Annotated in this window: 12 protein-coding genes; 10 read left to right on the top strand and 2 right to left on the bottom strand. The window is 70.0% G+C overall.

Annotation, left to right across the window (positions count from 1 at the left end):
• Positions 1-159 precede the first annotated feature (159 nt).
• Together OV427_RS27850 and OV427_RS27845 are read left to right on the top strand one after the other, a co-directional pair.
• On the top strand, positions 160-1,365 hold the full coding sequence (locus tag OV427_RS27850; RefSeq protein ID WP_267859218.1) for a GAF domain-containing sensor histidine kinase: 1,206 nt from the start codon (positions 160-162) through the stop codon (positions 1,363-1,365).
• Between the two features lie 143 nt (positions 1,366-1,508).
• Positions 1,509-2,123 carry a hypothetical protein gene (locus OV427_RS27845; RefSeq protein ID WP_267859217.1) on the top strand — a complete coding sequence of 205 codons (615 nt, stop codon included), beginning with the start codon at positions 1,509-1,511 and terminating at the stop codon, positions 2,121-2,123.
• A gap of 34 nt (positions 2,124-2,157) precedes the next feature.
• Here the strand turns inward: OV427_RS27845 and OV427_RS27840 are convergent, their stop codons facing one another.
• A complete protein-coding gene (locus tag OV427_RS27840) occupies positions 2,158-2,595 on the bottom strand; it encodes a hypothetical protein (RefSeq protein WP_267859216.1) in 438 nt (145 codons plus the stop codon).
• 60 nt (positions 2,596-2,655) lie between these two features.
• On the opposite strand from OV427_RS27840, the gene OV427_RS27835 reads away from it, so the two are divergent.
• The 6 genes from OV427_RS27835 (at position 2,656) to OV427_RS27810 (ending at position 9,798) form a co-directional block, all read left to right on the top strand.
• The gene (locus OV427_RS27835) at positions 2,656-3,435 is read left to right on the top strand and encodes an AraC family transcriptional regulator (protein WP_267859215.1); all 780 of its coding nucleotides are present in this window, start codon (positions 2,656-2,658) and stop codon (positions 3,433-3,435) included.
• A 168-nt stretch (positions 3,436-3,603) separates the two neighbouring features.
• Entirely contained in the window at positions 3,604-4,680 is a 1,077-nt protein-coding gene (locus OV427_RS27830) for a hypothetical protein (protein WP_267859214.1), read from the top strand.
• A gap of 199 nt (positions 4,681-4,879) precedes the next feature.
• A complete protein-coding gene (locus OV427_RS27825; RefSeq protein WP_267859213.1) occupies positions 4,880-6,385 on the top strand; it encodes a serine hydrolase domain-containing protein in 1,506 nt (501 codons plus the stop codon).
• Between the two features lie 52 nt (positions 6,386-6,437).
• Entirely contained in the window at positions 6,438-6,620 is a 183-nt protein-coding gene (locus tag OV427_RS27820) for a hypothetical protein (RefSeq protein ID WP_267859212.1), read from the top strand.
• Positions 6,621-6,656: 36 nt separating this feature from the next.
• Positions 6,657-9,380: a carboxypeptidase-like regulatory domain-containing protein gene (locus tag OV427_RS27815; RefSeq protein ID WP_267859211.1), complete on the top strand. Its 2,724-nt coding sequence runs from the start codon at positions 6,657-6,659 to the stop codon at positions 9,378-9,380.
• A 73-nt stretch (positions 9,381-9,453) separates the two neighbouring features.
• Positions 9,454-9,798 (top strand): hypothetical protein, encoded by a 345-nt coding sequence (locus OV427_RS27810; RefSeq protein WP_267859210.1) that lies wholly within the window; start codon positions 9,454-9,456, stop codon positions 9,796-9,798.
• Positions 9,799-9,819: 21 nt separating this feature from the next.
• Here OV427_RS27810 and OV427_RS27805 read toward each other — a convergent pair whose 3' ends face one another.
• Complete coding sequence (locus OV427_RS27805; protein WP_267859209.1) at positions 9,820-10,515, bottom strand: AIM24 family protein; 696 nt, start codon at positions 10,513-10,515, stop codon at positions 9,820-9,822.
• Positions 10,516-10,778: 263 nt separating this feature from the next.
• Between OV427_RS27805 and OV427_RS27800 the strand changes: the two genes are divergently transcribed.
• Together OV427_RS27800 and OV427_RS27795 are read left to right on the top strand one after the other, a co-directional pair.
• Positions 10,779-12,068 (top strand): SMP-30/gluconolactonase/LRE family protein, encoded by a 1,290-nt coding sequence (locus OV427_RS27800; protein WP_267859208.1) that lies wholly within the window; start codon positions 10,779-10,781, stop codon positions 12,066-12,068.
• Between the two features lie 297 nt (positions 12,069-12,365).
• Positions 12,366-13,493 (top strand): hypothetical protein, encoded by a 1,128-nt coding sequence (locus OV427_RS27795; protein WP_267859207.1) that lies wholly within the window; start codon positions 12,366-12,368, stop codon positions 13,491-13,493.
• Positions 13,494-13,578 lie beyond the last annotated feature (85 nt).

Here is a 13,578-nt window from a genome sequence, read left to right as displayed (position 1 = left end):
GGGCAAGCGGCTGGACATGGGGTGCGCTTGACCCTGTGAAAATCCCCAATGCCGGCGCTGTGCGCACTGGACGTCTGGGGTGGGTTCCACGTGGCAGGTCCCTGGCATGACACCCGGGAGACCTGATGCCAGTAGTATCCCTGGGACGAGGGGGCGTGGATGGAGTTTGCGCATATCGCACGTGAATTGGGCGACGCCGAGACCGACGCGGAAGTCATTGCTGTCATTCGTCGCGCCGCCCGGAAATGGGTGGGCTGCGACGGCGTCACCTTCGTCATTCGTGATGGGGACGAGTGCTTCTATGTCGACGAGGATGCGATTGGTCCGATGTTCAAGGGGCGCCGCTTTCCACTGACGTCGTGCGTCAGCGGCTGGTGCATGATGAATGGCAAGCGGACCGTCATCCCAGACGTGTTCGCCGACCCGCGAGTGCCCGTGGAGGCCTACGCCCCGACCTTCGTGAAGAGCATGGCGATGGTGCCGGTGGGGCAGGGAGAGGTGTCGGCGGCCATCGGCGCCTACTGGCAGCTGCGCTTCGAGCCCACGTCCGACCAGCTCGCCCGGCTCGACTCGCTCGCCACCGTGGTCGCCTCCTGCCTCCAGAACATCGCCCTGCGCCGCTCGCTGGAGCGCCAGGTGGCGAAGCGCACCGTCGAGTTGCGAGCGGCCAATACCCAGCTCCAGGCCTTTGCCGCGACGGTGGCTCACGACCTCCGAAACCTCATCCAGGTCGTTCGGAGCAGCGCGAACTGGCTGGTCAGCGAGCCGCTCCCCGACGCGCAGAACGATGCCGTCCAGGACATCCGGGGCGCCGCGGACCGCATGAACGACATCACGGAGAGCCTCATCCGCCTCCACTTCGCCAAGGTGGGCGGACTCGCTCCGCGCCCGACCGACCTGTCGGCTGTCAGCGAAGACATCCTCCGTTCCCTCCGGGCACGGCATGCCGCGTCTCCCGTGGAGACCCACGTCGAGCCGGGGCTGGTCTTCACCGTCGACGAGGGACTGATGCGCGTCGCGCTGACGAACCTGCTCGAGAACGCGTGGAAGTTCGTCGTGGGCCGGCCTGGCGCTCGCATCGCGGTGACGCGTGGCCCGACGCCGGCTTCACTCGTCGTCGAGGACAATGGCATCGGCTTCGACACTCATGCCGCGCCGAAGCTCTTCGAGCCCTTCGTCCGGCTCCCCTCGGCCTCGGGCTATGCGGGCACCGGGCTGGGGCTCGCGACGGTATCGAACGTCATCCAGCGGCACGGGGGGAGCATCCGGGCCGAAGGGCAGAGTGGAGTGGGCGCCCGCTTCATCATCGAGCTGCCGGCACAGCCCGCGGCGAAGTCCCTCGCGGCGCGCGACGCCCGGGCCTGAGCATTCCCGTGGCTGGCCGGCCGCTTCATCCCCAGGTGATGGGGAGTTGAGCCACCGAGCCCGTGGTCAGGCCGTCCCTTGTTGCACGGCCGTGCACGCGTCCAAAGGTTGTCGCTGAACCTGAACTTCTCGGGGGGGCGGCAATGAAGCGCATCCTGGCATTGATGGTGGGCCTGTTATGGGGGACCGGAGCCCTCGCGAAGGAAGGTGACGCGGACATGCGCGGCCTCACGGTTTCCGCGGGCGGCGGCGTGGAGGGCTACAGCGGTGCCCTGGCTCCTCGCATCGACCCGGGCGCGGCCTACGGTGCCACGTTGACGCTCAAGCCCTCGAAGGTGCTCGGGCTGGAACTGGGCTACAGCGGCGCGGTGAACTCCATCGACCTGGATGGGCTCGAGGACCAGTTGGGCAACCCGGACATCGTCCGCAACGGCGGGCAGGCCGTGGCGACCGTCGGGCTGACCGCCAGCCCCGTGCAGCCCTACATCCTCGGGGGCATCGGGGTGAGCGACTACAACGTGCGCAGTGGCGGAGAGGCGCTCGGCTACAGCGACGACACCGTGGGCTCCGTGCCGCTCGGAGCGGGGCTGCGCTTCTACTCCGGCAACTTCAGCGCCGACCTGCGCGGCAACTACAACCTCCTCTTCGATGAGGAGTTCGCCCCGAACACCCCGACAGTGGACCAGGACGTCGTCAACGCCGACTTCGCGAGCGGCGGCAGCTACAACGCCACGCTCAGCATCGGCGCCACGTTCTGAGGCCCCACTCCCCGGGCTCCCGGCGCCGTCCGGCTCACGAAGAGATGGCGCCCCAGAACAACACCGCGAAGCCCCCGAGCTCGCCGGCGACGAGCGCGACCATGGAGCCGACCATCACCGCGGGGTGAAGCTCAGCTCGCCCGAGCTTGTGGGGACGCGCGAACTGGTTGTCCGTGTCCCGCAAGATGCCGTGGACGACGTAGGACGAGAGCCCGAATGCGAAGAAACCCACCACCGAGAGGACCGCTACCAGCTCGACGGTGGCATCCAGCGTGCTGAGGACGACGAAGCGCTCGACGACCAGACACGCGAACGAATACAGCAGCGCGGCCCGGTGGGCGATGTCGACGTAGGTGGACGCCTGGGCCTTGGGGCTGCTGGCAATCTGGGCGTACTTCCAGACGCCGAACAACAGGCCGGCCAGCAGGAAGCCGCCGGCCGCGAAGACGGAGATGCTCTGGGCGAGATTCATGGCGCGACTGTGGAACCCCCGCGCCCCCCGGGGCTTGTACGAACCGGCTACGCTGGGCGGATGTTCCGGGCGCGCATCGACCTCTGGCAGGACCGGGTGCTGTCCATTGCACGGCTGGGCCGCGTGGCCATGCATGCGCACACGGGCGCGGCATTGCTCGTGGGCATCGACGGCCAGTTCGGGTTCCGTCTCGGGCAGCCCTCCGCGAGGTGGCACTCCGTCGACCACCTCGTCGTCGCGCCCGGGTGCCTCCACGAGCTGGACTGCGGCGAGACGCTGATGGGCGTCCTCCACCTGACCCCGGGCCAGGTCGACCACCGACAGCTCTGCGAGCATGCCGAGCTGCCCGCCTTCGAGAGCATGCACGTGCTCGGGCCGCCCCGGCGGCGGCGCGAGGAGCTCAGGGCCATCTTCGAGGGCGAGCTTCCGGACGCGGAGCTCGAGGCGTGGGTGGCACGGCAGGTCGGGCCTCCCCCGGGGCGGTATGCGAGCGACGCCCGGGTGGAGGAGGTGGCGGCGTTCATCTCCCGTCAGCCGGAGGCCCTCTGGCGGCTCGACACGCTCGCCGCACGCACGGGCGTGTCGCCTTCACGTCTGCAGCACCTCTTCCAGGCCGAGCTCGGCGTCACGCCGCGCCAGTTGCGGACGTGGCAGCGCCTGCGCGAGGCCAGTCGGCGGTTCGCCACGGGCGGGAATCTCACGCTGGCCGCTCACGAGGCCGGGTTCGTCGACTCAGCGCACCTGAGCAAGGCGTTCCGGCACTTCTTCGGAATCGCTCCCTCGCGCGTGCTCTCGGGCGGGACGCATGTGCGTGTGCATGAGCCCGAGCCCAAGCCGTGATCGGGGCAAGATTGTCGTAGCACGGCGTGCCGCTGGCTCGCGCACCGCGAAGCGAGCGCATGCGGCGGCGGTGCACCTCAGGCATTGTCGAGGAAGGCGGAGGCGAGAGAGCCGCGAGACTCACTGAGGTACGCGGAGCAGACCGCGTACCTCTTCACGAGGCACTTCATGGAGCTGGGCCACCTGAATCCGGCAAGTCTGCCCTCCGGGACGCATATCGGACCGTGGCGTGTGGTGGAGCCGCATGGCCGGGGGGCCTACGGAGTCGTCTATCGCGCCGTGGGGCCCGAGGAAGCGGCGGGCTTCGTGGCCCTCAAGCTGGCCCTGTCCCCCGGTGATGCGCGCTTCGCGCGGGAAGCCGAGCTGCTCTCCCGTCTCCACCACCCCGCCGTCCCCCGCTTGCTCGACCACGGCCAGTGGCAGGCCCCCGGAGGAGCGTCCTACGCCTGGCTGGTCATGGAGCTGGTCGAGGGCGCACCGCTCCATGACTACCCTCCTTCGACACACCCCGATGACGAAGACGCCTGGCTCTGGCGCACGGAAGCGCGGAGCGCCTGGCTCCCGCGAGCTTTCAATGTCCGCTGCTCCGAGGAGCTGAGCGCCCGGGTGTCTCGGATGCTCTCGCCCGACCCCGCGGCGCGGGGGAGTGCGCGCGAGGTGGCGGAAGCGCTGGAGCAGGCCGCACGGAAGGCGGGGCCCGAGGCGGATGCGCCCCTCTTCACGGGAGACGAGCCCCGGCCCGCGGGACTCTTCCCTCCTCTCCAGCGTGTCACCGTGCGGCCACCGCCTCGCGCGGCGAGGCGGTCCGGGTTCACCGCCGCGAGATTGGGAGGCGCACTGGCACTGTGCGCCGTGGGACTGCTGAGCGCCCTGTCCGTCAGGGCGCCCGCAACAGGGCAGCTCGAGGAGGAAGACGCCTCGAAGGATGCAGGCACCGTGGCGGTGGGAGACTCCGCCCTGACGGCCCCGGAGGTTCCCGAGGAAGCGCCCTCCGTGTGGCCCGCCATTTCCGAGGACCTGCCACTCAAGCCCCTCCCAGGGCAACGCCGCCCGGATGCCAAGGGCCGCTGTCCTGGCAAGATGCAGGTTGCCATCAATGGCGCCTGCTGGAGGAAGCAGCCAATCACAGACATGAAGGACTGTGACGACGACGCCTATGTGTACCGGGGCGCGTGCTACGTGCCCACCTTCGTGCCCCCGCCCCGCGCCACTTCAGGTCCCACCCAGCGCGCGGACGGCGGATAGCCACACATCTCAAGCATGCAGGGAACCGCCGCGCTCCTTCTGCAAGGCCGCCGCCCGGTCCTGACGAACCAGTGCCATGGGTGCCCCATTTCTTCGTCATGGTGCTGTCATGCTGCACAGGAGAAGCCGTGCCTCGCGCATCATCTCCGCGCGGACCGGCTCTCCAAGGCTGGAACCCGTCTTCCGACAGGACCGACCGATGCGACTTCTGAAGCAATCATTGCTGCGTCCCGTGGTGGTGATGGTGGCAGCCCTCGCCGTGCTCGTGGCGGCCCCAGCGCGGGCGTCGGACGCTCCACGCGCGCAGGAGCCAGCCGGACTGCCGGACACGCCCGCGGGACGGCAGGCCGCGGCGCTGCTCCAGGTGTTCAACGAGGGCGACGGCCGCAAGATGCTCGCCTTCATCCAGGAGCACTACGCGAAGGCAGCCCTGACCCAGCACCCCGCCGAGCAGCACCTTGGCACATACGGGGAGCTGTGGATGAAAACGGAAGGGCTGACCCTCCAGAAGGTGGAGTCGTCGCGCGAGCGCACTGTCATCCTGGTGGCGAAGGACAAGCTGGCCGGTGAATCGGTGCGGCTGCAGGTCGATGTCGAGGCGAAGGCGCCGCACGGCATCACCGCCGTGAAGCTCCAGCCCGTCGCGGGCGACAGCGGCCGTCCGCTGAGCGACGAGGAGGTGGCCAGGGCCACGCAGGCCTACGTCGAGAAGCTGGCCGCGGCGGAGGCCTTCTCCGGGACGGTGCTGATCGCACGGGGGGACACGCTCATCTATCAAGGGGCGTTCGGCCTGGCGAGCCGAGGCTTTCAGGTGCCCAACCGGCTGGACACGAAGTTCAACCTCGGCTCGATGAACAAGATGTTCACCGCCATCGCCATCGCGCAGCTGGTCGAGGCCGGGAAGCTCTCGTTCCAGGACACGGTGGGGAAGGTGCTGCCGGACTACCCGAACAAGGCTGTCGCCGAGAAGGTGACCGTCCATCAGCTCCTCACCCACACCTCCGGTCTCGGCAGCTTCTTCAATGACAAGTACGACGCGGCGGACAAGAGCCGCCTGCGCGAACCCAGAGACTTCCTCCCGTTGTTCGTGGATGAGCCCCCCGCGTTCGAGCCAGGGGCGCGCTGGAGCTACAGCAACTCCGGCTTCCTCCTGCTGGGGACGCTCATCGAGAAGGTCTCTGGACAGAGCTACTTCGACTATGTGCGCGAGCACATCTACAAGCCCGCCGGCATGACGAACTCGGACTGCTACGAGCTTGACCGGGATCCGCCGAACCTCGCCGTGGGCTACACGCGCCAGGGCCCGGATGGGAAGGAGAGTCCCAAGCGGGACTGGACCAACCTCTACCTCCACGTGGTGAAGGGAGGCCCGGCCGGAGGCGGGTACTCGACGGTCGAGGACCTGTGGCGCTTTTCCCAGGCGCTCCAGGCGAACAAGCTGCTCGGCGCCAAGGCCACACAGTGGGTGACCACGGGCAAGGTGCAGCCTCGTCCCGAGGACAAGGACACCCGCTATGCCTACGGCTTCTTCGAGGAGCAGCTCCAGGGGGCCCGCATCATTGGCCATGGAGGCGGCTTCCCGGGCATCAACAGCCAGCTCGATATCTACCTGGGCAAGGGCTACACCGTCGCGGTGATGGCGAACCAGGACCCGCCGTCCGCCCAGCGCGTGGCCCAGCGGATCCGTACGCTGCTCCTGCGGTGAGCGGCCTCCGGCCAGCCGCTCCCATGACACGTACTTCTACCGCTCCTTCTCCATGGAGCAGCCGAAGGGCGAGGCCACCTTCCCGCACGTGCCCCCGGGCCCGGCCACCGTCTTCTTCTTCCACCCTGAAGGCTCCGAGCGCTTCCACCTGGAGGTGCTGGACATCCCCGCCGAGGGCACGCTGTCCCGAGTGCTGTCTCCGGTGTGGCGGTCCTTCGCCACCGCTTCGGAGTAGCCTGTCGTGGTGGCACCGGCACGAAGGGAGTCGGGCATGCACGCGCGTCGATGGATGTCCGCCCTCGTCGTCCTCGGAGCGCTCGCGCTGCTGAGCATGTGGTGCCTGCAGCGATGCGGGACTCCGGGAGTCGGTGCCCCACGGCGGGAGGCCCCCTCCACGGAGCGCGCGGCCGCGCCGCGCGTGCCCGCCGCCTCCTCGCCGGCGCGTCCCCAGACGGGCCCGCGCATCCAGGGCATTGTCGTGGACACGCTGGGAAGACCCGTGGCGGGGGTGCGCGTCTCCGCGTCGGAGCCGGAGCCCGGGCAGACGCTGTCCGAGCTGCCCTGCCCTGAAGAGGCCCGGCTGGCCCGCAGGTACCCGGGCTCCGCGCCCGTGACGCTCGACGTCTGTCTGGGGGAAGGCATCCCCCTCGCCATGCAGCAGGCCCTCGAGCTGCTCGCCGCGCGCGAGGGTGAGGCGCCCGTCTACGCGGAGGCCACCACCGCCGCGGATGGCAGCTTCGTCCTCGAAGCGCTGCCCGAAGGTCCGCTGTCGCTCTGGGCGCTCGGCGAGCAGGGCGCGGCGGTACGCTCCGGCATCCCCGCCGGCTCCGAGGGCGTGGAGTTGGTGCTGGAGCAGGGCCGCCTCGTGAAGGGCACCGTGCGGGGCGAAGGTGTCCCCCTGGCCGGAGCGGCGGTGACGGTGCTGGACCTGGACCACTCGCGCTTCTTCGACACCACCACCGGCCCGGACGGCGACTTCCGCGTGGGCCCCCTGCCGTACCGCCCGCACCGCTTCTTCGTCTCCAAGGAGGGCTGGCTTCCGAGCCTCGGCAGGGACGAGACGGTGACACTCCACCGTCCCCGCCAGCTCACGGGCCGCGTGGTGGCCGGCGGTGCCCCGGTGGCGGACATCGAGGTGCGCGTGGGCCCGGGAGCGGACGTCCCCCGTGGCGGCGCGCGGAAGACGCTCACGGATGCCCGGGGCCACTTCACCTTCGTGGTGCCCGCGGGCCTTCCGCACACGCTCAGCGCGTCGAGCAGCCAGCAATCCGCGGTGGCTCGTGTGGAGCCAGGTGCTTCACCCGCCGAGGTCCTGCTGGAGTTGGGCAGCGCCCTCCAGGTCGAGGGCACCGTGTGGGACGACGCGCGAAGCCCCGTGTCCGGCGCCCGGGTGGTGCTCATCGAGCTGGAGCACATGAACACGGAGCTGGAGACCGTCACGGATGCGGCGGGGCGCTACAGCCTGGGTCCGGTGGAGCCGGGCCCTTGGGGCTTCGTGGTGACAGCCCCCCGGCACATCGACCTGGACCTCCCGGACGTGAAGGAGCACACGCACACGCTCGCTCCGGGCATGAGGCCGGTGGACTTCACCCTCCGCCGCGCCCCCTCCGTCACGGGACACGTCACCGACGCCGAGGGGCGGCCGCTGGCCGGCATCGCCCTGGACCTCCAACCCGCCGGGGAACGGAGAAGGTTCTGGACAGAGGACTCCGCCCTGACGGACGAGGAAGGCCGCTTCATCCTGGACGCGGAGGCGCCCGGGGACCTCTACATCAAGGCCTCGGATGACCGCGTCCGCACCGAGTTCTTTCCCGTCCGCGCGCCCTCCGAGGGCGTCCACCTCACGCTGCACCCGGGCGCCTCGCTGACGGGGACGGTGGTGGATGCCCGGGGCCTGCCGCTGGGGCACGGCCGCGTGAAGCTGGTGGGCTGGGCCGAGACGAATGAACAGGAGTCCTTCTCCTCCGCGGCCATCGACCCGCGGGGCGGCTTCCAATTCCAGGGCCTGTGGCCCGGCCGCTACAGGGTGCTGGCCTCGCAGCAGACGGACGGTATCGAGCGCAGGGCGTGGTGCCCCGTGGAGGCGATCGAAGGCGTTGAGGTGAGAGTGGAGCTGCGGTTGGAGCCGGAACGCGACCTGTCCGGCCTCGTGGTGGACGGCGCGGGCCAGCCGCTGGCAGGCGTCTTCGTCCGGGCCCGGCCGCCTCAGGAAGGGGCTCCGCCCGGCAGGTGGAGGGGAGACACCGACGCGCTGCATGGGCCTCCCATTGGCATCGAAACAGGCCCGGACGGGCGCTTCCTCCTGAGGTACCTGACAGAGGCCGAGTACGACGTCAGCGCCGTGAAGCCGGGCTACACCTTCGCTCCCGCGCGCTCGACGGGTGGAACGGAGGGAGAGAAGGGCATGCTCCGCGTCGGAGCGGGCACGGCGGAGGCCCGCCTGGTGATGGCGCGACAGTCCTTCATCGTCGGCCGGGTGGTGGGCCCCGACGGCCAGCCTCTTCCCCGTGTCCAGGTCGCGAGCCTCGTCGTGGAGGGCCCGGACGGCGCGTTCTCCGTGCCATTCGAGAAGCCCAGCCCCCAGTGGCTCTCGTTCCACGCCAGCGGCATGGCCTCCCACATGCGGCTCGTGGAGCCGCGCGCCGATGGACAGGACGTGGACCTGGGCGTGGTGCGGCTGGGCCCTGGCATCGCCGTGCGCGGCCGGGTGGTGGACGCCCGGACGTCCGCGCCGGTGAAGGGTGCCAACATCGCGATCGTGAACCGGCTCCCGAGCCCGACGGGAGTGGGCGTCACCGTCTACTCGGGAAACAACTCAGCCGCGGATGGAAGCTTCCAGGTGGCCCAGGTAGACCCCGAGTCGAATGTCCTCAGCATCGAGGCCCCGGGCTACCAGCACCAGCGCGTGGAGGTGGACGCCACGTCGGGCCCCCTGACGGTGCGGCTGGAGCCAGAGCCCGAGGAGCCAGAGCCCGGGGAGCCGGAACCGGAGTAGCGACACCGCCTTCGCGGCAAAGGCGGGGCTCTCCTCCTCCTGCCCCGGCTCCGCCCCTGCTTGACTCGGTGGATTGTCCAGGGAGTTCTGGGGCGAGGAGCACGAAGGACGCGGCGCATACGTGCACCCTGCCCGGCTGATGCAGGAGGACCACTTCTTCGGCGTCGGGCTGAACAACTGGGTGTCGAACCGGTACGGCCGGGAGATTGGGATGGGCTACATCCCCTACTCGGGCACCGACGAGGCGCCGCCAAAGGGCCCCATCCCGGCGGGCGCGAATGTGGACGCGGCGCAGGCCCCACCGGGGCACAGCCTGTACCTCATCACGCTCGGAGAGACGGGCTGGCCCGCCGTCTTCCTCTTCGCCGTCGTCTGGCTGCGCTGGCTCAAGATGGGAGCCAGCTTCTTCCTGCGGTGAGCCGCTCGCCACCGCGGAGCTTCAGCGTCGTTGGACCTGGGGGCCCTGCTCCTCGTAGGGCTGCACCACGACGAAGCCGTCACCCTCGAAGTGCAGCTGGAACGCCTCGCCGCTTCCCCGGCCCACCAGCGTCCTGAGGTTGATGTCTGTCTTCAGCTCGGGCTCCAGGTTGCCGGACCAGGCCACCGTGGCGTTGGGGTCCGTCACCACGGGCTTGCCCGGCTTGACACGCAGGGTGAGCGGCTGGCCATGGCTGGTGACGGCCACCATCCCCGTCCCTTCCAGGCGCACGTTGAAGAGGCCACCGGCCATCATCGCTCCCACACGGCGCATCATCCGGATGTCCCACTGGATGGTGTCCTCGAAGGCGAGCAGGTCGTTGCCGTTGACGCTCACCGCCTCGCCCTGCAGCCCAAGGATGGAGATGGTCTTGCCTGAGTCGGCCAGGTACACGCGCCCCACGCCTTCGGCCTTGGTGAGGTTCGTCCCCTCGCCGGTGAAGGAGCGCTTGAACCAGCGCCAGAAGCCGTGCTCGAAGGCGCCCTCGCGCCGGAACTTCACGCCGCCCTGGTAGGCCACCATGGACCCCGTCTTGGTCCACACCCGCCCGCGCAGGTTGACCTCGAGCATGTACTTGCTCTCCAGCTCGAAGACGCCCTGGTTCTGGTCCTTCTGCGCGGTCTCCTGCACGAACTGCTCGAGCGAGTAGCGGCTCATCGTTCTCCCTGGGGTGGAGGAACCATTACGCCCGAGCACCGTCGGGATTGCGAGTCCCCCACAGGGAGACGCGCTTGCCGTGCATGCCGCGTCCCTTCATCGTTGGCACCGCCATGCGCCAGGCTCCCTGCCCTCACGCGTCCTTCCGCCGCCTTCCACTCACGGGCCTCGTACTCCTCCTGCTCGTTGGATGCCGAGGCGGCCCGAGTGGGGCCCAGGCCCCCACGGCCGACGCCCCTGCTGACGGAGACGTGCCGCGTGTCGTGGCCCCTGGCGCCTCCGCCACCGAGGCGGGTGCGCTTCCCTCGGCCCGGACGCGCGCCGACCTGGCGCGGACACGCTGGAGGGAAGCAGCCGCCGCCCAGCGCGACGGCCACCTGGAGAAGGCCCGCGCGCTCGCGGCGGAGGCGCAGGCCGCGTGGCCGACCCAGGCTGCCTATGCCTATGGGCTCGCCCCGCTGTCGGCCCGCCTTGGCGACGCGGCCGCCACCGCGCGCTGGCTCGACGCGAGCGCCGACCTCGGGCTCGGTGTGGACCTCGCGCGTGACGACAGCTTCGCCAGGGTCCTCGACTCCGCCCCCGTCCGCGCCGCCGCCGAGCGGCTGGCCCGGAACCTGGAGCCGCTCGCACGCAGCAGCGTGGCGTTCCGGCTCGACGAGGCGGACTTCTTCCCCGAGGGCATCGCCTGCGATGCACGGGGAGAGGCGTGCTACGTGGCCAGCGTGAGACACCGCAAGGTGGTGCGCGTCGGGCGCGACGGGCAGGCCACGCAGGTCGTGCCCCCGGGCCAGGATGGTGTGCTGGCGGCTCTCGCCGTGGCCGTGTCGCGCGACGGCCGCACGCTGTGGGTGACGTCGGCCGCCATTCCCCAGATGCGGGGCTTCGACAAGGCGGATGAGAATTCCGCCTGGGTTCACGCCTTCGACCTCCCGTCAGGCCGGCTCCAGCGGCGCCTCGGCTTCCCCGCCGGAACGGGGCCGCATGCGCCAGGGGACATCCAGGTCACCTCGAATGGAGAGGTGTTCGTCTCCGACAGCCAGCAGCCCGTGCTCTACCGGGTGCCAATGACTGGCGACACGCTGGAGGTCTTCGCGAGCGACCCGCTGTTCCGGTCGCCGCAAGGGATTGCGGAGAGCGCGGACGGCCGCAGGCTCTACGTGGCCGATTACTCCCACGGCATCCTGGCCGTGGACAGGGCGAGCCGAAAGGTCTCGGAGGTCACGCCGCCCGCCGGAGGCGCCACGGTGCTCGGAATCGACGGGCTCGCGCGCCACGGAGACACGCTCATCGGAATCCAGAACGGGCTCCAGCCCGCCCGGGTCATCCGCATGCGGCTCGACGAGGACCCGCTGCGAATCCGGGCCGTGGAGCTGCTCGACCGGCACCTCCCGGATGCGGACCAGCCCACCGTTGGCGCGGTGGTCGGCGATGAGCTGCGCTATGTCGCCAACAGCCAGTGGGAGAACTACGACGACGACGGTCGGCTCCGGGATGGCGCGGTCCTGACACCGCCGCTCATCCTCCGGCTCCCGCTGGGTGGAGCCCCCCAGTAGGACGGCAGCCGCGGAAGGAACGTTCATTCCGGCAGCGCGGCGCCCCGAGGGGGCTGGGGTCTGTGGATTCTCGACCCACGCGGTAGAGCCCCGGACCGAGACCTTCGGTGGTGACTCAGCGCCCCCCGCGTCAAAGCCACTTGCGGAGCCCGGTGTGGCCAACGGCCAGGACCGGCCAGGAGCTCCTTTCCGGGTGACAATCCGGTGACGTACTTTCCGTCCGGGGCCCGCGCGCCTGAATGGTGACGAGCCTTTCGAGTCAGCGGGACGCCGAGCACGAGCGGGAGGGAGCAGGACATGGCTGGCGCAAGGGGGAAGCCTGATTGGCAGACGCGGCTGCGGGCCTCCAACCAGAGACGGCTGGGCCATGGTGTCCTTCTGCTCATCTGGTGCGCCATCGGCGTCGCGGGCGCGAAGGTCATGATGGATGTGCTCGTCGCAGTGCTCCAGGTGCTCGTGGACCCCGTGCCCATGGGGAGCCGGCATTCGATGACGAATGTCCCGGCCGTGGGGCTGGTGCTCGGTGGACTGCTGCTGGCCGCCGGGCTGACGGGCTGGCTGTGGGTGGGCTTCCGCTTCGCGTGGTTCCTGCTGCGCTCGGTCCTGGGCGAGGACCAGCTCGCGATGGACTCGAAAGGCGTGACGTGGCGACGGTGGCTGCCCCCCTGGAGCAAGGTGCACTCCCTGCCGTACTCCGACGTGGCGGCGTTTCCCGAAAGAGTGGGGGACGTCATGGCGCTGCTGCACACCGGGAGGACCGTCGTGCTGGCGACGCTGGGAACGGTGTCGGAGCTCGAGGAGCTGCGGAAGCAACTGCGTGGACGCTCCGAGCTGGGCAGCACGCCCGCGGTGCTCTCGGATTGCATCCCGAAGGACCGCGAAGCGGTACCGGTTCCCGGAGGAGGGGTGGCGCTTCGCCGCCGCCGGGACGACCCGGGCAATCGCGCCTGGGTTCTGGGCGGCGTGGCGCTCCTGCTCGGGGTGTCAGCGGCCGTCGTGATGTGGCGACAGGACATCGACGGAGCCAGTGTGGAGGGACCGCTGCTGGCGCTGGCCCTGTCGGGGCTCGCGGGCTGGGTGGGCCTGAAGGCGTGGCCTTCCTTCCAGTCGCGGTGGGAGTGGCAGGTCCGGCCGGGAGTCCTCGACAGGGTGCGGTACCGGATTGGACGCCCCGAGCGTGTGAGCCACCGCGCGAAGTCGCTCGAGGTGCGGCGGAACGAGTCCGAAGACTCTGAGGAGTCGTTCTCCTTGTGGATGCACACGTCCAAGGGCCCCGTGATGCTGGAGAAAGGCTGGTTGCACCCGGAGCTCATCGACCATCTGGGACAGTGGCTCGCGCATCGCCTCGAGGTCCGCCTGGATCGACGCGACATCCTGGACAGCCTGCCGAGGCGCAAGTCCTCGCGGCGGCGCCGCACGGGGTGAGGCCGGTCGCGGGCACGCCACGGTGGCGGGAATATCGCGCGCCCCCTTCGTTCTCGATTCGCAGGGGCACATCGAGAACACGGCG

The sequence above is a fragment of the Pyxidicoccus sp. MSG2 genome (genome assembly GCF_026626705.1).
In the GTDB taxonomy this organism is placed as follows: domain Bacteria; phylum Myxococcota; class Myxococcia; order Myxococcales; family Myxococcaceae; genus Myxococcus.
This window is presented reverse-complemented; position numbering and strand designations above follow the sequence as displayed.